This window comes from Vannielia litorea, from assembly GCF_900142295.1.
Classification (GTDB): Bacteria; Pseudomonadota; Alphaproteobacteria; order Rhodobacterales; family Rhodobacteraceae; genus Vannielia; species Vannielia litorea.
This window is the reverse complement of the sequence record NZ_FSRL01000001.1, coordinates 2,500,492-2,520,370: the sequence shown is the minus strand read 5'-3', so window position 1 is coordinate 2,520,370 and position 19,879 is coordinate 2,500,492. Positions and strand designations below refer to the sequence as shown.

At 68.1% G+C, this 19,879-nt stretch carries 15 protein-coding genes; 13 read left to right on the top strand and 2 right to left on the bottom strand.

Features of this window, described 5'->3' with window-relative positions; translation table 11 throughout:
• Positions 1 to 47 precede the first annotated feature (47 nt).
• Together BUR94_RS12230 and BUR94_RS12225 are read right to left on the bottom strand one after the other, a co-directional pair.
• A complete protein-coding gene (locus BUR94_RS12230) occupies positions 48 to 1,172 on the bottom strand; it encodes a TRAP transporter substrate-binding protein (protein ID WP_074256498.1) in 1,125 nt (374 codons plus the stop codon).
• Positions 1,173 to 1,518: 346 nt separating this feature from the next.
• Positions 1,519 to 3,309: a sensor histidine kinase gene (locus BUR94_RS12225; protein ID WP_074256497.1), complete on the bottom strand. Its 1,791-nt coding sequence runs from the start codon at positions 3,307 to 3,309 to the stop codon at positions 1,519 to 1,521.
• A gap of 507 nt (positions 3,310 to 3,816) precedes the next feature.
• On the opposite strand from BUR94_RS12225, the gene BUR94_RS12220 reads away from it, so the two are divergent.
• From BUR94_RS12220 to metH, 13 genes are all read left to right on the top strand, one after another.
• Entirely contained in the window at positions 3,817 to 5,901 is a 2,085-nt protein-coding gene (locus tag BUR94_RS12220) for a hydantoinase/oxoprolinase family protein (RefSeq protein WP_074256496.1), read from the top strand.
• The gene (locus BUR94_RS12215) at positions 5,898 to 7,511 is read left to right on the top strand and encodes a hydantoinase B/oxoprolinase family protein (RefSeq protein WP_074256495.1); all 1,614 of its coding nucleotides are present in this window, start codon (positions 5,898 to 5,900) and stop codon (positions 7,509 to 7,511) included. The genes BUR94_RS12220 and BUR94_RS12215 overlap by 4 nt, the downstream gene beginning before the upstream one ends.
• Before the next feature lie 48 nt (positions 7,512 to 7,559).
• Positions 7,560 to 8,378 carry an NAD-dependent epimerase/dehydratase family protein gene (locus BUR94_RS12210; RefSeq protein WP_074256494.1) on the top strand — a complete coding sequence of 273 codons (819 nt, stop codon included), beginning with the start codon at positions 7,560 to 7,562 and terminating at the stop codon, positions 8,376 to 8,378.
• Positions 8,375 to 9,580 carry an NAD(P)/FAD-dependent oxidoreductase gene (locus BUR94_RS12205; RefSeq protein WP_074256493.1) on the top strand — a complete coding sequence of 402 codons (1,206 nt, stop codon included), beginning with the start codon at positions 8,375 to 8,377 and terminating at the stop codon, positions 9,578 to 9,580. Before BUR94_RS12210 ends, BUR94_RS12205 begins: the two co-directional genes overlap by 4 nt.
• Positions 9,581 to 9,602: 22 nt before the next feature.
• Positions 9,603 to 10,517: a LysR substrate-binding domain-containing protein gene (locus BUR94_RS12200; protein WP_074256492.1), complete on the top strand. Its 915-nt coding sequence runs from the start codon at positions 9,603 to 9,605 to the stop codon at positions 10,515 to 10,517.
• 467 nt (positions 10,518 to 10,984) lie between these two features.
• Entirely contained in the window at positions 10,985 to 11,962 is a 978-nt protein-coding gene (locus tag BUR94_RS12195) for a TRAP transporter substrate-binding protein (protein ID WP_074256491.1), read from the top strand.
• Positions 11,963 to 12,017: 55 nt separating this feature from the next.
• Entirely contained in the window at positions 12,018 to 12,527 is a 510-nt protein-coding gene (locus BUR94_RS12190; RefSeq protein ID WP_074256490.1) for a TRAP transporter small permease, read from the top strand.
• A 6-nt stretch (positions 12,528 to 12,533) separates the two neighbouring features.
• Entirely contained in the window at positions 12,534 to 13,838 is a 1,305-nt protein-coding gene (locus tag BUR94_RS12185) for a TRAP transporter large permease (RefSeq protein ID WP_074256489.1), read from the top strand.
• 73 nt (positions 13,839 to 13,911) lie between these two features.
• A complete protein-coding gene (locus BUR94_RS12180; protein WP_074256488.1) occupies positions 13,912 to 14,250 on the top strand; it encodes a RidA family protein in 339 nt (112 codons plus the stop codon).
• A 13-nt stretch (positions 14,251 to 14,263) separates the two neighbouring features.
• On the top strand, positions 14,264 to 15,523 hold the full coding sequence (locus BUR94_RS12175) for a D-amino acid dehydrogenase (RefSeq protein WP_074256487.1): 1,260 nt from the start codon (positions 14,264 to 14,266) through the stop codon (positions 15,521 to 15,523).
• 132 nt (positions 15,524 to 15,655) lie between these two features.
• Complete coding sequence (locus tag BUR94_RS12170; RefSeq protein ID WP_074257709.1) at positions 15,656 to 15,961, top strand: SH3 domain-containing protein; 306 nt, start codon at positions 15,656 to 15,658, stop codon at positions 15,959 to 15,961.
• A 148-nt stretch (positions 15,962 to 16,109) separates the two neighbouring features.
• Complete coding sequence (locus tag BUR94_RS12165; RefSeq protein WP_074256486.1) at positions 16,110 to 17,171, top strand: homocysteine S-methyltransferase family protein; 1,062 nt, start codon at positions 16,110 to 16,112, stop codon at positions 17,169 to 17,171.
• Complete coding sequence (gene metH / locus BUR94_RS12160; RefSeq protein ID WP_074256485.1) at positions 17,164 to 19,878, top strand: methionine synthase; 2,715 nt, start codon at positions 17,164 to 17,166, stop codon at positions 19,876 to 19,878. The genes BUR94_RS12165 and metH overlap by 8 nt, the downstream gene beginning before the upstream one ends.
• The last annotated feature ends 1 nt before the right edge of the window (position 19,879 follow it).

The window sequence follows — 19,879 nt, the reverse complement described above, 5'->3', positions numbered from 1 at the left end:
TGCCCCGGCGCGGTGGCGCGCCGGGGTTTCGTCTCATGCCGCGCGCCTCAGAGCGCCAGCTTGCCCGGGAAGTAATGCTCGAACGCGAGGGCGTAGTCGGGCGCGTTCATCAGCTCGTAATAGGCCACTTTCTCGACCCACTCGCGCTGGCTGTCGAGGCAGCGCTTCATGAACTCGTCCTGCTCCAGCTCGGGGATCAGCTCGTCCCAGGCCTTCAGCTGGGCATCGAGGATCTCCTTGGAGGTCCGGCGCACGTTCACACCCGCCTCCTGCAGCTCGGCCAGGTCGGTCGAGTACTGGCGCATGGCCTTGGCGGTGTTCGCGGTCGAGGCGGCCTCCACGGCATATTTCATGATCGCCTGGAGATCGGGATCGAGATCTTCGAGGAAGGTCTTGGAGAACAGGAACTCGAAGCTCTCCGAGGCCTGGTGGTAGGACGACAGGTAGTAGTTCTGCGCGACGTCCTGCGCGCCGAAGCGGCGGTCGGAGGTGGGGTTGTTGAACTCGAAGGCGTCGATCACGCCGCGCTCCATCGCCGGCACGATCTCGCCGCCGGGCAGCTGGGCCACCGACATGCCGAGCTTCTGCATCAGGTCCGCGGCAAGGCCCACGGTCCGGTACTTGAAGCCCTGCAGGTCGGCCACCGTGTTGACCTCGCCCTTGAACCAGCCGAAGGGCTGCGCGAACATCGGAAAGCCCATGTAGCCCACGATGTCGAGGCCCATGATGTCCTGGGTCAGCTCGCGGTAGAGTTCGGCGCCGCCGCCTTCGTAGAACCAGCTCAACATGGTGGTGGCCGAGCCGCCGAACACCGGGCCGGTGCCGAAGAGCGAGGCGGCCTTGTTCTTGCCGTACCAGTAGACCGGCACCGAATGGGCGGCATCGAGCAGCCCGTCGTTGACGGCGTCGAGCACCTGGAACGCGGCCACGACGGCGCCCGCAGGAAGCACGTCGACCTTGAGCCGTCCGCCCGACATTTCGTCGACGCGCATGGCGTAGTCCTTGGCGAATTCGTCCCAGATGTCGGATGCAGGCCATGAGGTCTGCATCTTCACCACGATGGGCGACTGGGCGTTTACGGCCGGGGCGGCCAGCATGGCACCGGTGGCAGCCGTGCCGGCCAGTGCGCTGGTCTTCAAGAATGAACGACGGTCGAGATTCCTGGATTTCATTTGGTTTCCTCCCTGTGTGCACATCGGCAGAGCGCGTCCGAGCTCCTCCCGTCGGTCTGCCGCATGCGCTGCCTAAGGTAGTGGATTGAGGCCGCGTCTCAAGAAAAAGCTCATCGGCAGGGGCGCAAAGGGCGTGCCAGACGATCCGGGCACCGCGCGGCGCAATAATCTTTCATGCGCAAGTCGCGTGACGCCGAGGGTTTCGCGGGCGTCCGGCCGCTCCGGACCGTGCCGGGGCCTGCCTTGCAAGCCCCCCGAGATCCCTTGCGTCGCTGGCTTGTGATGGGGAAGTGCTGCCCGTGGCCATGCGCCTGCACGGCTTGCGCGCGCTCCGATGCGTCGGGGTCTACCCCGCGAGGCGGGCGGGCTCGCCGCGCTCTTCGTCGGCCCGGCCGAACTCCACGTGAAAGGTGGTGCCCGCACCCATCTTGCTCTCGTAAGAGAGGTTTCCGGACATCCGCTTGGCCAGCTGATTCGAGATGTGCAGGCCGAGGCCCGAGCCCTGGGTCGAGCGTTGGCCGCTGCCGGCGACCTGCGCGAAGCGGCCGAAGACCATGGCCTCCATCCCTTCGGGGATGCCGCGACCCGAATCCTTGATCGAGAGCCGAACCCTCTGGTCGCTGAAGTGCAGGCGCCCTTCGACGATGCCATGCTCGTTGGAGAACTTGATGGCATTCGACACGAGGTTGTCGACGATCTGCCGGATGGCAAAGGCGTCGCCGCGGATCACCGCGTGGTGCCCGGCACAGCTGTTGACCAGCCGCACGCTGCGCTCGACGGCGAACATCGCGTTCTCTTCGAAGCTCTCCGCAAGCAGCTTGCCCAGGTCGACGCGATCGTCTTCCAGCACCAGCGCCTCGATCTCGAGCTTCTGCGCCAGCAGGATGTTGTCGACCAGCCGGGCCAGACGGGCGGCGTTGCGATGGGCGATCTCGAGCGGCGGGCGAGCCTTGTCGCCCACGTCGCCGAGATGGCCGCTCAGCGCCAGCGCAAGCCCGCCCTTCAGCGAGGTCAGCGGCGTGCGCATCTCGTGGCTGACGACAGAGATGAACTCGTCCTTCGCGCGGCTGGCTTCATCGGCCTTCTCCAGCGCCGCCTGCAAGGCCGCGTTGATCGCAAGCCGGTCGGTGATGTCGATGAAGGTCACGCTCCAGCCCAGCACCGGGCCGGACGGATCGAGCGGGCTCTCCACCTGTTGAACGCGCGGTTCAAAAACCCGGTCTCCGATCTCGAGATGCAGGGCCTCCGGCGCGCTGTCGATCTGCCGGATCATGTCGAGCACGCCGCTCACCAGGCGACCGGAGCCGGTGTGAAGTTCGCTGCGCCTGGCGGCGGTGTTCATCAGCGTGATGTCGCCCTGCCGGTCGATGAAGATGACCGGCTCGCTCATCGTGTCGAACAGGATCGACTGCCCCACGGCCACCATGTCCATCGTCTTGTTGGTGGCCAGAAGCCAGGAAAAGCCGAGGATCCCGAGGGTGAACATGAAGGCGGTCGGATCGAGCCCGAACACGGTAAAGCCCAGCACGACATAGGAGGCATTGGCCGTCAGCGGGGTGAGGGTGATGAGGGCCAGCATGGTCAGCATCGGCCAGGCCGCCCGCCTGGCCCGCAGGAAGGCCCTGGCAAGGCCGATCATGGCCGCCATCACGAAGCTGTAGAGGCTTGCGATGATCGTGTAGAAGCCCGGGCCGTGCATGAAGTCGATGTGCTCCCGGCCTTCGGGAATCACCGAGCCGTCAGTGTAGACGAGGCCATGCCAGGGGTTGGTCGCCGCCAGGGCAAAGCTCGCCGCGGGCACCGCAAACAGGATGGCCCGCGCCTTCCAGGTGCCGAGCCAGGCCGGGTTGTCGAGATAGGCGAGCACGAAGAAACACCAGGCCACCGGCACCAGCGCATTGCCCGGCCAGGCCATCGTGGCCCACAGGACCTGGCAGGAGAACGAGGTGGAGGCCGCCTCCAGGCCGACGCACAGGAGGGTCCAGATGATGCCGATGAAGGTGAGGCTGAAGAAGGCCTTGCCGTTGAACCTCTGGGTGCGCAACATCCAGATCAGGACAGCGGCGGCGAGCACGCAGATGCCCGCGGCGCCGTAAAGCACCGGGTCTGCAAGCACCCCTTCGAAACACTGCCTCATGCCCAGTCCCACGGTTTCATGACCTTGGGTAAGAAGTAACCGCAAGGATGTGTTGGAAATTGGACCGCACCTAGGCAGTTTTGCACAATTGGCCGGCACTTGCCCGCTCCCGGCCCGTCCGGGGGCCGCGGCTTCGTCGGCAGGCTGTGAAACCGGGCCTTCCCGGCGCGTGTGCAAGCCCTGGAGGCTTGGCCTTGCCTGCGGAGTCCGGCATGCTCAGCGCGCAGACTGACAAGCAGAACTTGTCGATCCGGCAGCGAATTTGGTTTCGCCGCCCCCGGCGACGGGGCAGGTTTCGAGCGTGAGACACCCGCCGGTGCCCGTGGGCGGAGGAGGCCAGCTCGGGCGCGGGGCAGGGGTGTCCGGAAACAGATGGACGATCGCAATGCGGCGAGATGGCGGACAGCGGCTTTTCGACTTCCTGCCGGTATCGGGCGCAGGCAAGCTTCGTCCGCGCATGGCCCCCGGCCAGATCCGCGCCACTTCCCTGACCGCAAAGGAGACCGCATGACCCAGGCCCAGGAGATCCGGCTCGGGGCCGACATCGGCGGCACCTTCACCGATATCGTGCTGGATGTGCGCGGCACCCTCCATTCGGCCAAGGTGCTCACCACCTATGCCGCGCCGGAGCAGGCGATTCTCGACGGGATCGCCATTGTCACCGAGGAGGCCGGCATCGCGGCCTCGGAGATCGACCTGCTGATCCACGGCACCACGCTGGCCACCAATGCGCTGATCGAGCGGCGCGGGGCGCGGACGGCGCTGATCACCACCGAGGGCTTTCGGGACGTGATCGAGATGCGCACCGAGAACCGCTTCGCGCAATACGATCTGAACATCCAGCTCCCGCCGCCGCTGATACCGCGCGAAGACAGGTTCCCGGTCGCGGGCCGGATCGACGCGCAGGGCCGCGAGTTGCAGAGGCTCGACGAGGCGGCGTTGCGGGAGATCGCGCAGAGGATCTCGGCGCAGGATTTCGGGGCCATCGCCATCGGCTTCATCCATTCCTACCTGAATCCCGCTCACGAGGCGCGCGCCCGCGAGATCCTCGCCGAAACGCTCGACCTGCCGATCTCGATCTCCTCCGAGGTCAGCCCGCAGATGCGCGAGTTCGAGCGGTTCAACACGGTCTGCGCCAATGCCTACGTGCGGCCCCGGATGGAGAGCTACCTCGCCCGGTTGCAGGACCGGCTGAAGGAGCTGGGCGCCTCCTGCCCGGTCTTCATGATCCACTCCGGCGGCGGGCTGATCTCGGTGGAGACGGCCGCGGCCTTCCCCGTCCGGCTGGTCGAGAGCGGTCCCGCGGGCGGCGCGATCTTTGCCGCCGACATCGCCGCCCGCTTCGGGCTGAACCGGGTGGTGAGCTACGACATGGGCGGCACCACCGCCAAGATCTGCCTCATCGAGGACTTCCAGCCCCAGACCGCCCGCAGCTTCGAGGTGGCCCGCACCTGGCGCTTTGCCAAGGGGTCGGGCATGCCGATCTCGATCCCGGTGATCGAGATGATCGAGATCGGGGCAGGGGGCGGCTCGCTGGCCTGGGTCGACGCGATGGGGCGCATCCAGACCGGGCCGGAGAGTGCCGGGTCGGAGCCCGGCCCGGCCTGCTACGGGCGGGGCGGCGCGCGGCCTGCGATCACCGATGCCGACCTTGCGCTGGGCAAGCTCGACCCCGACAATTTTGCCGGCGGCCAGATCAGGCTCTCGACCCGCGCCGCGCAGGAGGCCATCGCCCGCGATGTCGGCGACGGGCTGAAGCTCGACGCCGAGGCCGCCGCCTTCGGGATCACCGAGGTGGTGGACGAGAACATGGCCAATGCCGCGCGGGTCCACGCGGTGGAAAACGGCAAGAACATCGGCGACCACATCATGATCGCCTTCGGCGGAGCCGCGCCCCTGCATGCCGCGCGGCTCTGCGAGAAGCTGGGGATCGACCACTGCCTGATCCCGCAGGGCGCGGGCGTGGGCTCGGCGATCGGGTTTCTCAAGGCGCCGTTCGGCTACGAGGCGCTGAGCTCGCAGGTGATGCCGCTCTCGCGCTTCGATGCCGGTGCCGTCAATGCCATGCTCGACGACCTCAAGGCGGGCGCCGAGAGCTTTGTTCGGGCCGGGACCGACGGCGAGATCGCCCGCGAGGTCGTGGCCTTCATGCGCTACGCCGGGCAGGGCTGGGAGATCCCGGTGCCGCTGCCCGACCGGGCGTTTGCCGCCGGGGACGCCGCGATGATCGAGGAGGCCTTCCGCAGCCGCTACGCGCAGTTCTTCGGCCGCGCGGTCGAGGGCCCCGAGATCGAGTTCGTCACCTGGTCGGTCAAGGCGCAGGACGTGCCGCCGCCGCCCGCGCGGGTGGAGCTTGTGCGCGGCGGAACGGTGGCCCCGGCGGAGGCGTTCCGCGAGGTGTTCGACCCGGCCACCGGCGCGCCGCTTGCCACCGGGATCGTCGAGCGCGAGAGCCTCGCCCCCGGTGCCCGGATCGAGGGCCCCGCCGTGATCGTGGAACGCGAGACGGCTACCGTCGTCACCTCGCCCTTCGACGCGGTGATCCAGCCCGATGGCACCATCCTGCTGCTCCGCAAGGGACTGAACTCATGAGCAAGATCGACGATATCCGCCTGCAGGTGATGTGGAACCGGCTGATCTCGGTGGTCGAGGAGCAGGCGATGACGCTGCTGCGCACCGCGTTCTCGACCTCGGTGCGCGAGGCGGGCGACCTCTCGGCGGGCGTCTACAACGCGCGGGGCGAGATGCTGGCCCAGGCGGTCACCGGCACGCCGGGCCATGTGAACACCATGGCAGAGGCGGTGGGCAACTTCATCGCCGCGATCCCGCGCCAGCAGATGCTTCCGGGCGATACCTATGTCACCAACGACCCCTGGCTGGGCACCGGGCACCTGCACGACATCACCATGTGCACGCCGGTCTTCAAGGATGACGCGCTGATCGGCTTCTTTGCCTGCACCGCCCACATCGTCGATATCGGCGGGCGCGGTTTCGGGGCCGATGGCAAGTCGGTCTACGAGGAGGGCATCCAGATCCCGATCATGAAGTTCGCCGAGCGCGGGCAGGTGAACGAGACCCTGGTGCAGATGATCCGCACCAACGTGCGCGAGCCCAACCAGGTGGTGGGCGATTTCTACTCGCTGGCCGCCTGCAACGACGTGGGCCGCGACCGGCTGCTGGAGATGCTGGAAGAGATCGACCTGCCCGACCTCGAGAAGCTGGGCGACTTCATCCTCACGCGCACCGCCGCCGCGATGAAGGAGCGCATCGCCGGCCTGCCGCAGGGGAGCTGGTTCAACGAGATGATGACCGATGGCTACGACACGCCGATCCGGCTGGCGGCGACGGTCAGCATCGAGGCCGAGCGCGTTCTGGTCGACTTCACCGGCTGCGACCCGGTGAGCCGCTGGGGCATCAACTGCCCGATGATCTATGCCAAGGCCTATGCCTGCTATGCCATCATGTGCGTGGTGGCGCCCGACATCCCCAACAACGCGGCCTCGCTGGCCTGCGTCGAGGTGGTCTCGCCGGTCAACGTGGTCAACGCGCCGCGGCCCGCGCCGGTTTCGGTGCGTCACGTGATCGGCCACATGGTGCCCGATGTGGTGCTGGGCGCGCTGGCGCAGGCGCTGCCGGGGCAGATCCAGGCCGAGGGCACGGCGGCGCTGTGGAACATTCAGATCTCCGCAAGGCCCGTCGAGGGCCGCGAGGGACGGCGCGCGGAGGTGCTGATGTTCAACTCGGGCGGCTCCGGTGCGCGGCCCACGCTCGACGGGCTCTCGGCCACCGCCTTTCCCTCCGGCGTGCACACCATGCCGATCGAGGCGACCGAGCACACCGGCCCGATCGTGATCTGGCGCAAGGAGCTGCGGCCCGACTCGGGCGGGGATGGCGAGCATCGCGGCGGGCTGGGGCAGATCATCGAGATCGCGCCGGCGGAGGGCCACGAGTTCGAGTTCTCGGCCATGTTCGACCGCACGCGGGTGCCGCCGCGCGGCCGCGAGGGCGGGCAGGACGGCGCAGCGGGCAGCGTGGCGCTCGACGATGGCACTCCGCTCAAGCCGAAGGGCTGGCAGTTCGTTCCGGCGGGCCGGCGGCTGGTGCTGCACGCGCCGGGCGGCGGCGGCTTCGGCGACCCGGGAAAACGCAGCGCCGAGGCCCGCGCGCTCGACCGCAGGCGCGGCTACGTGACCGACACATAGCGCCGGACGGCGCCATACCACGAACCGACGAGACCAGGAGGCAAGACCATGACCAAACCCTTCAAGAAGATCCTGCTCACCGGCGCCGCCGGCAACCTCGGCACCGAGCTGCGCCGGGGCCTCGCGCCCCTGGCCGAGAGCCTGCGCATCGCCGACCGCGTGGCCTGCAAGGAGGTGGCCGCCCATGAGGAGGCGCTGGTCTTCGACCTGGGCGACATGGAGGCCACAATGGCGGCGACGGAAGGCTGCGATGCCATCGTCCACATGGGCGGCGCGCCGCTGGAGAAGCCCTGGCAGGAGGTGCTCGACAGCAACATCCGCGGCTCCTACCACATCTACGAAGGCGCGCGGAAACACGGGGTGAAGCGGGTGGTCTATGCCTCCTCGGTCCATGCCATCGGCTATCACGGTTTGACCGACGGGATCTCGGGTGACGCCCCGCCGCGGCCCGACAGCCTCTACGGCGTGTCCAAGGCCTTCGTCGAGTCGCTGTCGTCGCTCTACTGGGACAAGTTCGGGATCGAGAGCGCCTGTATCCGGATCTTCTCGTCCTTCCCCGAACCGGCCGACCGGCGGATGCTGTGGTCGTGGCTCAGCTACGGCGACATGGTGCGGCTGGTGACCTCCTGCCTGACCGCGCCCTACCTGGGGCACACCATCGCCGCCGGCATGTCGGACAACCGGGTGAAGCCGGTGAACATGGCCAATGCCGGGCACATCGGCTTTGCGCCGCAGGACAGCGCGGAGCCGTTCCGCGAGAAGGTGGAGGCCGCCAAGCCGCCCGCCGACCCGGCCGACCGGGCGACCCGGTGCATCGGCGGCTGGTTCGTGAACCTCGGCCACCCCGACGACGAGGCCGCCAATTGAAAGACAGCTATGACGTGGTGATCGTCGGCGGCGCGGTGATCGGCTCCGCCTGCGCCTGCTACCTTGCCGCCAACCCCGACTTCACCGGCTCCGTGCTGGTGGTGGAGATGGACCCGAGCTATGCCCGCGCCTCCACCTCGCTCTCGGCGTCCTCGATCCGCACCCAGTTCTCCAACCCGATCAACGTGAAGATCAGCCAGTATGGCGGCGAGGTGATCCGCAACTTCGGCGCGTTGATGGAGGTCGACGGACACCGGCCAAGCCTCAACTTCCACGCAAGCGGCTACCTCTTTCTGGCCCGCACGCCGGAGCAGGTGGAGACCCTGCGCGAGAACCACCTGGCCCAGACCGGCTGCGGGGCCGACGTGGTGCTCTGGGAGCGCGACGAGCTGGCCCGGGCCTTCCCGCATCTGCGGGTGGAGGATATCGAGCTGGCCTCCTACGGGCGCTCCGGCGAAGGCTGGTTCGACAACACCGGGTTGATGATGGGCTTTCGCAACAAGGCCCGTGCGCTGGGCGCGGAGTTTGTCCGCGACCGGGTGGTGGAGATCGGCCGCAGCGGCAACGCGGTCACCAGCGTTACCCTTGCCTCCGGGGCCAGGGTGCAGGCCGGCACCCTCGTCAACGCCTCGGGCCCGCGTGCCGCGCAGACGGCCCGGATGGCCGGGCTGGACCTGCCGGTGGAGCCGCGCAAGCGCACGCTCTTCGTCTTCGACTGCGCCAGGAGCCCCGAGGGCAGCGCCGCGATCAACGGCGGGCGGCTGCCGCTGATGATCGACCCGACCGGGGTGCACTGCCGCCCGGAGGGCAAGTACTTTCTGTGCGGCGGCGTGCCGGCCGACGACCGCGCCGCGGACTGGGACGATTTCGAGCCGGTGCATGAGGAGTGGGAAGAGATCTGCTGGCCGGCGCTGGCCGAACGGTCGGAGGCCTTCGAGGCGGTCAAGCTGCTGCGCTTCTGGGCGGGGCACTACGCCTTCAACGTGCTCGATCACAACCTGATCCTGGGCCGCCACCCCGAGGTGCAGAACTTCATCTTCGCCAACGGCTTCTCCGGCCACGGGCTGCAGCAGAGCCCGGCCACCGGGCGCGGCGTGTCGGAACTCATCACATATGGCGAATTCCGCAGCCTTGACCTCTCCGCGGTTGGCTACGAACGTGTGGTCGAGAACCGCCCCTTCCGCGAACGGGCCGTGATCTGAACCGAAGGTGACAGGCGATCGCATGCATGATCAGAGCTTCCGACTCCCGCCGCTGAACGCCTTGCGGGTGTTCTGGGCGGTCATGCGAAAGGGCAGTTTCCGGTCGGCCGCCGATGACCTGCTTGTCACGCCGCAGGCCGTCAGCCAGCAGGTCAAGCTGCTCGAAGACATCCTCGCGGTGCAGCTCTTCGAGCGGAAAGGCCGGGTGGTGGAGCCGACCGAGGCCGCCATCGTGCTGTCGCACTTCGTCGAGGCCGGCTTCGAGGAAATTCGCCAGGGCATCAAGCGCGTCACCAAGGGCACCTACCGCAACCGCATCAACATCAACGTCAGCCCCTATTTCGCAACCCGCTACCTGATGCGGCGGCTCGACCGCTTCCGCAAGACATTGCCGGGCGTGGACCTGCGGATGACAACCATCATCGAGACCCCCGACTTTGCCCGCGACGAGGTCGACGTGGGGATCCAGTGGGGCTTCGGGCGTTTTGGCGGCTATGACGCCACGCTGCTGGTGCGCGACCCGAAGGTGCTGTGCTGCACCCCCGAACTGGCGCGCTCGATCCGCACGCCGAGCGACCTGCTGGGGCAGACGCTGCTCTATGCGGTGCTGTCCCACGAGCTGTGGAAGAACGTGTTGCGTCATCTCGGCGTCACCGCCCGGACGAGGGCGGGGGTGATCGAGTTTCACGACGCCGCCACGCTCCGCCGGGCGGCACATTCGGGCATCGGGGTGGGGCTGATCTCGACCATCGACGCGCTGCGCGACATCCGGGACGGAAAGCTGGTTGCCCCCTTCGGCACCGAGGCCCTGACCGACATGCCGAAGGCGGAGGTGCCGGGCTTCTTTCTGGTCACGCCACGGTCGCACAGGCGCGTCGAGACCATCGCGGCCTTCTGCGACTGGATCACCTCCGAAGACTGGGATGCCCTGACCTGACCCGCGCGCCGGGCGTCTTCGGCAAGCAGAACTTGCCGTTTCCCCGCAAAACCTGGTTTGGTGTCCCCCGGCCTGCGGGCAGTCTGAGTGCCAGGGGGGCGTGCAACGGGCCGAAGAGGGCGCAGGTGGTGGTGCAGCAGAACCCGCTCAGGATCGTTGCGTGCCGCAGGACGGGCATCGCCGATGAGGCCGCCGAAGATTTGAGCGCCACGCGAACCGCCCCCGGCCCTTTGGCACAGATCACTTGCGTCAAAGGCCGCACGCGGGCCAACATGCCCAGGGATGCCCAATGCCGAAGAGAGGTTCGCCCTGCGCCCCCGGTGCGGCGCGACGCCGGTTCGCCTGACCGGCAGGCGCGACGGCCCGCGCGCGATCACGCCAATGCCAGGACGCCTGACCGCGCCCTGTTCCGGTGGTGAAGGACCCGCCGGATGAAACCAGGATCCGACAGGAAAGGGATAAGGAAAATGTTCAAGCTCAAGACACTCGGCGCGCTGGTGGTTGCCACCCTGGCGCTTGCCCCGGCCGCAAAGGCCGAAACCTGGGTGATGGCCTCCGGCTACCCGGAAGACAGCTTCTTCACCAAGAACATCCGCATGTTCATCGACGAGGTCCAAGAGGCCTCGGGCGGCGAGCTGACCATCGACCTGCGCTCCAACGGCGAGCTCATCAAGCTCGACGCGATCCGGCGGGCGGTGCAGTCGGGCCAGATCCAGCTGGGCGAGATCCGCTTCGGCGTCTACGGCAACGAAAGCCCCATGTACACGCTCGACAGCCTGCCCAACGTGGCGGGTGACTACGACGCCGCCTGGAAGCTGATGGAGGCGCAGAAGCCCTGGTTCGACAAGACCTTCGGCGAGGACGGCGTGAAGGTCATCAGCTACGCGCCCTGGCCGGGGCAGGGGTTCTATACCGCCTTTCCGGTGACCGACGGCGCCCAGTTCGAAGGCGTGAAGCTGCGCATCTACTCGCCCGCCACCCAGCGGATGGGAGAGCTGCTTGGCTTCGAGGCCACCATCCTGCCCTTCGCCGAGGTGCCGCAGGCCTTCTCGACCGGGCTGATCGAGGCGCTCTTCACCTCGGCCCAGACCGGCACCGACATCCAGGCCTGGGACTACGTGAAGCACTTCACCTACACCGGCTCGATGCACAACAAGAACGGCATCATCGTCAGCGAGCGCGCCCTGGCCTCGCTGTCGCCCGAGCTTCAGGAGGCGATCATCGCCGCAGGCGAGCGGGCCACTGAGCGGGCCTGGGAGATGAGCAAGGAAGCGGGTCAGGAAACCACCCAGAAGCTGATCGACGCCGGCATGACCGTGACCGACGCCTCGCCCGAGCTGCAGGCCAAGCTGGCCGATATCGGCGCGGCGATGATCGAGGAGTGGAGCGCCAGCGCCTCGCCCGAAGAGGTCGAGGTTCTGAAGGCCTACCAGGCCGCCAACTGACCCCAACGCTGCGGCGCTCCCTCGCCGGGGCGCCGCACAGCCGACTGGAGAGCCCATGCTCAGAAAAACGGTCACCCTGCTGTCCAATGCCTGCGGGGTTCTTGCGGCGGTGTTTCTGGCCGGCATCGCGGTGGCAACGCTGCTGCAGATCGTCGCCCGCCAGCTTGGCCGGGCGGTGGAGACCACAGAGCTCTCGGGCTTCTTCCTGGCGGCCTCCACCTTTCTCGGGCTGGCCTACACGCTGATCCACGGCGGGCACGTGCGGGTGAGCCTGGTCTCGCAATTCGTCGCGCCGGGTGTGCGGCGGGCGGTGGAGCTCTGGTGCTGCGCGGTGGCCATCGGGATCACCGGCTACATGGCCTGGCAGGTCACGCGCTTCACCCACGAGACCTTTTCCTTCGGCGACCTCAGCCCCGGCATGCTGGCGGTTCCGCTCTGGATCCCGCAATCGGCGGTCGCCTTCGGCCTCGTCGTCCTGTTTCTGGCGCTGGTCGAACAGGCGGTGATCGTGCTCTCGGGCGAAAAACCGGACTACCTCACCAACGCCGACAGCGTGGGCGAGTAGGCGGGCATGGATACCGTAACCCTCGCCTCGCTCGTCCTGCTGCTCACTTTGCTTCTGCTGCTCGGCACCGGCGTCTGGATCGCGCTCTCGCTGCTGACGGCGGGCTTTGTCGTCTTCACCTTCTTCGCGCCGCTGCCGCCGGGCTCGATCCTCGCGGCCACGATCTGGGATTCGAGCTGGAACTGGGCGCTCACCGCCTTGCCGCTCTTCGTCTGGATGGGCGAGATCCTGATGCGCTCGGGCCTGTCGGCCAGCCTGTTTCGCGGCCTCTCGCCCTGGGTCGCCGGGCTGCCGGGCGGGCTGATGCACGTCAACGTCGTCGGCTGCGGCGTGATGGCGGCGGTGGCGGGGTCTTCCGCCGTGACCTGTGCCACCGTGGGGCGCATGAGCATCCCCGAACTCAGCGCCCGCAACTACGACCGCAAGATGATGGTGGGCTCGCTCGCCGGGGCGGGCACCTTCGGCCTGCTCATCCCGCCGTCGATCATCATGATCGTCTATGGCGTGGTCGCGCAGCAATCGGTGGCGCGGCTCTTCATCGCCGGCATCCTGCCCGGCCTCATGCTGATCATCATGTTCTCGGGCTACATCGCGATCTGGGCCCGGCTGAACCCGGAGCGCGACGGCGATGTGCCCGAGCGGATGGGCTTTGGCGCGCGGATCCGGGCCTCGCGGGAGCTGATCCCGGTTGTGCTGCTGATCGGGGCGATCATCGGTTCGATCTACGGCGGCATCGCCACGCCCACCGAGGCGGCCTCCATAGGGATTCTCGGCGCGCTGATCCTGGCCGCGCTGAACCGGACCCTGACGCGGCAGATGTTCGTGGAAAGCCTGCTGTCGGCCACGCGCATCTCCTGCATGATCTCCTTCATCATCGCCTGCGCCGCCTGCCTCTCCATCGCCGTGGGCTTTGCCGACATTCCCCGCGTCGCCGCCGGCTGGGTGCGCGACATGAACCTGTCGCCCACCGGGCTGCTCGTCGTGCTCACGCTCTTCTTCCTCGTGATGGGGTGTTTCCTCGAAGGCATCTCGATCCTGGTGCTGTCCAGCTCGGTGGTGCTGCCGATGATCCAGGCGGTGGGGATCGACCCGATCTGGTTTGGCATCTACGCGGTGATCGTGATCGAATGCGCCCAGATCACCCCGCCCGTGGGATTCAACCTGATCGTGCTGAAGTCGATGACCGGGCGCGGCATCGGCGAGATCGCGGCGGCGACCTTTCCGTTCCTGCTGATCCTGCTGGCGGCCATAGGGCTGATCGTCGCCTTCCCGGCCATCGTCACCTTCCTGCCCGACCTGATGTTCAGGTGAGGGCCGGTGCCGGGGTGCAAAGCCGGCGCGTTGCAGTAGACTTTCGAACACCTGACCTGAGAGGACCAATGACATGATCGAACGGATCGAAACCGGCACCCGGATGAGCAAGATCGTCAAGCACGGGGGCGTGGCCTACCTGTGCGGGCAGGTCGGCGACGGGGCGGATGTGGCCGCGCAGACCCGCGATTGCCTGTCGCGGGTCGACGCGCTGCTCGAAAAGGCCGGGTCGTCGCGCGAGAACATCCTCCAGGCGATCATCTGGCTTTCCGACATGGCGGATTTCGCCGCGATGAACGAGGTCTGGGATGCCTGGGTTCCCCAGGGCCACGCCCCGGCGCGGGCCTGCGGCGAGGCAAGGCTCGCCCGCCCGGATCTGAAGGTCGAGATCATCATCACGGCAGCCTGCTGAGGGAGAACGCGCCATGAAGGTGGTTGTGATGGGCGCGGGGGTGATCGGGGTCACGACCGCCTATTACCTGCGCAAGGGCGGCGCCGAGGTCACGGTGCTCGACCGGCAACTCGGGCCGGGGCTGGAGACGAGCTATGCCAACGCGGGCGAGCTGAGCTATGGCATGACATCGCCCTGGGCCGCGCCCGGCGTTCCGCTGAAGGCCCTGAAGTGGCTCTTCATGAAGCGCAGGCCGCTGTTCATCTGGCCGCTCATCAGCCCGACGATGTGGAGCTGGGGCCTGCAGATGCTGCGCAACTGCAACGAGGAGAGCTACCGGGTCAACAAGAGCCGGATGGTACGGATCTCCAACTACTCGCGCGACGTGATGCCCGAGCTGATCGCCGAGACCGGGATCGAGTACGACGGCCGCGCTCAGGGCACGCTCCAGTTGTTCCGGACCGAGAAGCAGCTGAAGGGCTCGAAGGCCGACCAGGAGATCCTGGCCGAATACGACAGCCCCTACGAGGTGCTGGACCGCGACGGCTGCATCGCCGTGGAGCCCGCACTGGCGAGCGTGCGCGACAAGTTCGTGGGCGGGTTGCGCCTGACCGCCGATCGCACCGGCGATTGCCGGATGTTCACCACTGCTCTGGCCGAGCGTTGTGCCGAGATGGGCGTGGAGTTCCTGTACGGGCAGGCGGTCAAGTCCATCGTGGCGGAGAACGAACGGGTCGCGGGCGTGGATACCGAGATCGCCGGCCGGGTGACGGGCGATGCCTATGTCTGCGCGCTGGGCAGCTACGGCCCGCGGGTGCTGAACCCGATCGGGGTGAAGCTGCCGGTCTATCCGGTGAAGGGCTACTCGGTGACGCTGCCGGTGACGAGCGATGCCGAGGCGCCGCAGTCGACGATCATGGACGAGACCCACAAGGTGGCCATCACCCGGCTGGGCGACCGTATCCGGGTGGCGGGCACGGCAGAGATCGCGGGCTACTCCAACCGGCTCGGGCCCCATGCCACCGACACCGTGCGCCACGTGATCTCCGATCTCTTCCCCGGCGGCGGCGCCCTCGGCAAGGCCGAGGGCTGGACAGGCCTGCGCCCGATGACCCCCGACGGCACCCCGGTTCTGGGGCCTTCGCGCTACGACAACCTGTTCCTGAACACCGGCCACGGAACGCTCGGCTGGACCATGGCCTGCGGCTCGGGCCGGGCGGTGGCGGATGTGGTGCTGGGCAAGGCGCCGGAGATCTCCTTCGACGGGCTGACGGCGGAGCGTTACGGGCGATAGGCGCCCTGGCGGGGCGCGGTCCTCCGCGAGACTGATCCGTTGCAGGCGGTCCACGGCCCGGCCTCGGCAGCCGGGCGCGGCTGGCCCCTGCCGCGGCTCCAAGCTACCCTGCGCCGGCAACAGGTGAAGGAGATGACCGTGCCGAGACTATTCCTCTGTGCCATGGCGGCATGCCTGCTGGCCGCCTGCGACTCGGGCGGCCCCCTGCTGTCGTCCTCGGTGCGCTACGAGGTCGCCGGGGTCGAGGAGGGCGACATGCTGAAGCTGCGGGCCGGGCCCGGCACCGGGTATGACATCCGCGCGGGCCTGCCCAACGGCACTGTCCTGCGGGTCAGGGACTGCACGCGCATCGGCGGCACCCGCTGGTGCGAGGTGGCACTGGAGCGCACGCCCGAGATGGCCGGCTACGTGTCTCAAACCTACCTCCGGAAGCTCTAGCCCCGCCCGGCCGCGGGCCGTGATCGCCGCGTCGGGCGCGCGCCATGCGGCGCCCGACATGAGGCGCGCTCATAATCATCCCGCAGGTTATGAATTTGCTCTCCCGCCGTGGCGGTCTTAGATCACGGGTCTCTCCCCGAGGTGCCCGATGATCAACTTTGCCCTTCCCGTTCACGAAAGCTTCGCCGCCCTTCAGCGCGCGGCGCTTGAGCGAATTCTCGTTCTCGACGGTGCCATGGGCACCATGATCCAGACCCTCGGCATGACCGAGGAGGATTTCACCGGCGGCGGGCACATCCACGGCCCGGGCTGCCGGCATCACCCCACCGACCACCCGCAGAAGGGCAACAACGACCTGCTGGTGCTGACCCAGCCGCAGGCGGTGGAGGATATCCAGCTGGAGTTCGCGCTGGCCGGGGCGGACATTCTCGAAACCAACACCTTCTCCTCCACCACCATCGCCCAGGCCGACTACGGGCTCGAGGGCGCGGTGCACGACCTCAACGTCGCCGGGGCCCGGGTGGCACGGCGGGCAGGCGAAAGGGCGCAGCAGATCGACGGCAAGCCGCGTTACGTGGCGGGCGCCGTCGGCCCCACCAACCGCACCGCCTCGATCAGCCCCGACGTGAACGATCCGGGCTACCGCGCCGTCACCTTCGACGACCTGCGCCGCGCCTACGGCCAGCAGATCGACGGGCTCATCGAGGGCGGCGCCGACCTGATCCTGATCGAGACGATCTTCGACACGCTCAACGCCAAGGCCGCGATCTTTGCCGCCTTCGAAAGCTTCGCCAAGGTGGGCCGCCGGCTGCCGATCATGATCTCCGGCACCATCACCGACGCCTCGGGCCGCACGCTCTCGGGCCAGACGCCCACCGCCTTCTGGCACTCGGTCCGCCACGCCCGGCCCTTCACCGTGGGCCTCAACTGCGCGCTGGGCGCCGATGCCATGCGCCCGCACCTGGCGGAGATCGCGGGCGTGGCCGAGTGCTTCACCTGCGCCTATCCCAACGCGGGCCTGCCCAACGCCTTCGGCCAGTATGACGAAACCCCCGAGCAGACCGCCGCGCTCGTCGAGGTCTTTGCCCGCGACGGGCTGATCAACGTGGCCGGCGGTTGCTGCGGCACCACGCCCGACCATATCCGCGCCATCGCCGAGAGCGTGGCCCGCCATGCTCCCCGCAAATCGAAGGTGCTCGCCGATGCCTGAGCCGTTGCTGCGCCTTTCGGGCCTCGAGCCCTTCACGCTGACCCGCGACATTCCCTTCGTCAACGTCGGCGAGCGGACCAACGTCACCGGCTCCGCGCGCTTCCGCAAGCTCATCACCAACCGCGACTACGCCGCCGCCCTCGAGGTGGCCCGCGACCAGGTGGAGAACGGCGCGCAGATCATCGACGTGAACATGGACGAGGGCCTGATCGACTCCAAGGCCGCCATGGTGGAGTTCCTCAACCTCGTCGCCGCCGAGCCCGACATCGCCCGCGTGCCGGTGATGATCGACAGCTCCAGGTGGGAGGTGATCGAGGCGGGCCTGAAATGCGTGCAGGGCAAGCCGGTGGTCAACTCCATCAGCCTCAAGGAGGGCGAGGACGCCTTCATCGAGCAGGCCTCGCTCTGCCTCGCCTATGGCGCGGCCGTGGTGGTCATGGCCTTCGACGAGCAGGGCCAGGCCGACAGCCTCGCCCGCAAGACCGAGATCTGCGCGCGCGCCTACCGCATCCTGACCGAGCAGGTCGGCTTTCCGCCCGAAGACATCATCTTCGATCCCAACGTTTTCGCCGTGGCGACGGGCATCGCGGAGCACGACAACTACGGCGTCGATTTCATCGAGGCGACCCGCTGGATCCGCCAGAACCTGCCGCACGCCCACGTCTCCGGCGGCGTCTCCAACCTGTCATTCAGCTTTCGCGGCAACGAGCCGGTGCGCGAGGCGATGCACGCGGTGTTCCTCTACCACGCCATCCAGGCGGGGATGGACATGGGCATCGTCAACGCCGGGCAACTGGCGGTCTATGACCAGATCGACACCGACCTGCGCGAGGCCTGCGAGGACGTGGTGCTCAACCGCGAGCCCGCCGGGGGCGGCGATGCCACGGAGAACCTGCTGGAGATCGCGGAGCGCTTCAGGGGCGGCGCGCGCGAGGAGCGCAAGCGCGACCTCGCCTGGCGCGACTGGCCGGTCGAAAAGCGGCTGGAGCACGCGCTGGTCAACGGCATCACCGAGTTCGTCGACGAAGATACCGAGGCGGCGCGGCTGGCCGCCGACAAGCCGCTCGACGTGATCGAAGGCCCGCTGATGGCCGGGATGAACGTGGTCGGCGACCTCTTCGGCGCGGGCAAGATGTTCCTGCCGCAGGTGGTCAAGTCGGCCCGCGTGATGAAGCAGGCGGTGGCGCTGCTGCTGCCCTTCATGGAGGCAGAAAAGGACGGCGGGCGCGACAGCGCCGGCCGCGTGCTGATGGCCACCGTCAAGGGCGACGTGCACGACATCGGCAAGAATATCGTCGGCGTCGTGCTGGCCTGCAACAACTACGAGATCATCGACCTCGGCGTGATGGTCCCGCCGCAGAAGATCCTCGAGGAGGCGAAGGCCCGCAAGGTCGACATCATCGGCCTGTCGGGCCTCATCACCCCCTCGCTCGACGAGATGGTGCACCTCGCCGCCGAGCTGGAGCGCGAGGGCTTCGACGTGCCGCTGCTGATCGGCGGGGCGACCACCTCCAAGGTGCATACCGCCGTCAAGATCGCGCCCTGCTACAACCGCAGCCAGGCGATCTACGTTAGCGACGCGAGCCGCGCGGTGGGCGTGGTGTCGTCGCTGCTGAGCGCCACGCATAAACAGGGCTACATCGACGGCATCCGCGCCGAATACGCCGAGGTGGCCGAGCGTCACGAGCGGGCCGAGCGCGCCAAGCAGCGGCTGCCGCTGGCGGCGGCGCGGGCCAATGCGATGCAGATCGACTGGGAGGGCTACGCGGTGCCCGAACCCGCCTTCACCGGGGCGCGGGTGATCGACGACTGGGATCTCGCCGAGATCGCCCGCTACATCGACTGGACCCCGTTCTTCCGCACCTGGGAGCTGAAGGGCGTCTACCCCCGCATCCTCGAAGACGCGACCTATGGCGAGGCCGCCCGCGCGCTCTTCGCCGATGCGCAGGCGATGCTCCAGCGGATCATCGGCGAGGCCTGGTTCGGCCCCCGCGCCGTGCTGGGCTTCTGGCCCGCCAACCGCGCGGGCGACGATATCCGCCTCTTCACCGATGACAGCCGCGGCACCGAGCTGGCCACGCTCCACACCCTGCGCCAGCAAACCGCCAAGCGGAAGGACAGCCCCAACCTCGCGCTGGCCGATTTCGTCGCGCCAGAGGGCGTGGCCGACTGGGTCGGCGGCTTCGTGGTCACCGCCGGGCCGGAAGAGCTGGAGATCGCCCGGCGCTTCGAGGAGGCGGGCGACGATTATTCGGCGATCATGGTCAAGGCGCTGGCCGACCGCTACGCCGAGGCGATGGCCGAGATGCTGCACGAACGCGTGCGCCGCGAGCACTGGGGCTATGCCGAGGGCGAGCGCTTCACCCCCGAGCAGCTGATCGGCGAACCCTATCGCGGCATCCGCCCCGCGCCGGGCTACCCGGCCCAGCCCGACCACACCGAGAAGGTCACGCTGTTCAGGCTGCTCGAGGCCGAGCGGCATACCGGCGTGGAGCTGACCGAGAGCATGGCCATGTGGCCCGGCTCCTCGGTCTCCGGGCTCTACATCGGCCATCCCGAAAGCTATTACTTCGGCGTCGCCAAGGTGGAGCGCGACCAGGTGGAGGACTACGCCGCGCGCAAGGGCATGAGCGTCGAGGAGGTGGAGCGCTGGCTGGCGCCGATCCTCAACTACCGCCCCGCCGAGGCCGCCGCCGCAGCGGCCTGAG

Excerpts from the sequence above, each read along its gene's own strand:
- BUR94_RS12230 (WP_074256498.1), bottom strand. The coding sequence starts at position 1,172 with ATGAAATCCAGGAATCTCGACCGTCGTTCATTCTTGAAGACCAGCGCA.
- BUR94_RS12225 (WP_074256497.1), bottom strand. The coding sequence starts at position 3,309 with ATGAGGCAGTGTTTCGAAGGGGTGCTTGCAGACCCGGTGCTTTACGGC.
- BUR94_RS12220 (WP_074256496.1), top strand. The coding sequence starts at position 3,817 with ATGACCCAGGCCCAGGAGATCCGGCTCGGGGCCGACATCGGCGGCACC.
- BUR94_RS12215 (WP_074256495.1), top strand. The coding sequence starts at position 5,898 with ATGAGCAAGATCGACGATATCCGCCTGCAGGTGATGTGGAACCGGCTG.
- BUR94_RS12210 (WP_074256494.1), top strand. The coding sequence starts at position 7,560 with ATGACCAAACCCTTCAAGAAGATCCTGCTCACCGGCGCCGCCGGCAAC.
- BUR94_RS12200 (WP_074256492.1), top strand. The coding sequence starts at position 9,603 with ATGCATGATCAGAGCTTCCGACTCCCGCCGCTGAACGCCTTGCGGGTG.
- BUR94_RS12195 (WP_074256491.1), top strand. The coding sequence starts at position 10,985 with ATGTTCAAGCTCAAGACACTCGGCGCGCTGGTGGTTGCCACCCTGGCG.
- BUR94_RS12190 (WP_074256490.1), top strand. The coding sequence starts at position 12,018 with ATGCTCAGAAAAACGGTCACCCTGCTGTCCAATGCCTGCGGGGTTCTT.
- BUR94_RS12185 (WP_074256489.1), top strand. The coding sequence starts at position 12,534 with ATGGATACCGTAACCCTCGCCTCGCTCGTCCTGCTGCTCACTTTGCTT.
- BUR94_RS12180 (WP_074256488.1), top strand. The coding sequence starts at position 13,912 with ATGATCGAACGGATCGAAACCGGCACCCGGATGAGCAAGATCGTCAAG.
- BUR94_RS12175 (WP_074256487.1), top strand. The coding sequence starts at position 14,264 with ATGAAGGTGGTTGTGATGGGCGCGGGGGTGATCGGGGTCACGACCGCC.
- BUR94_RS12170 (WP_074257709.1), top strand. The coding sequence starts at position 15,656 with ATGACCGTGCCGAGACTATTCCTCTGTGCCATGGCGGCATGCCTGCTG.
- BUR94_RS12165 (WP_074256486.1), top strand. The coding sequence starts at position 16,110 with ATGATCAACTTTGCCCTTCCCGTTCACGAAAGCTTCGCCGCCCTTCAG.
- metH (WP_074256485.1), top strand. The coding sequence starts at position 17,164 with ATGCCTGAGCCGTTGCTGCGCCTTTCGGGCCTCGAGCCCTTCACGCTG.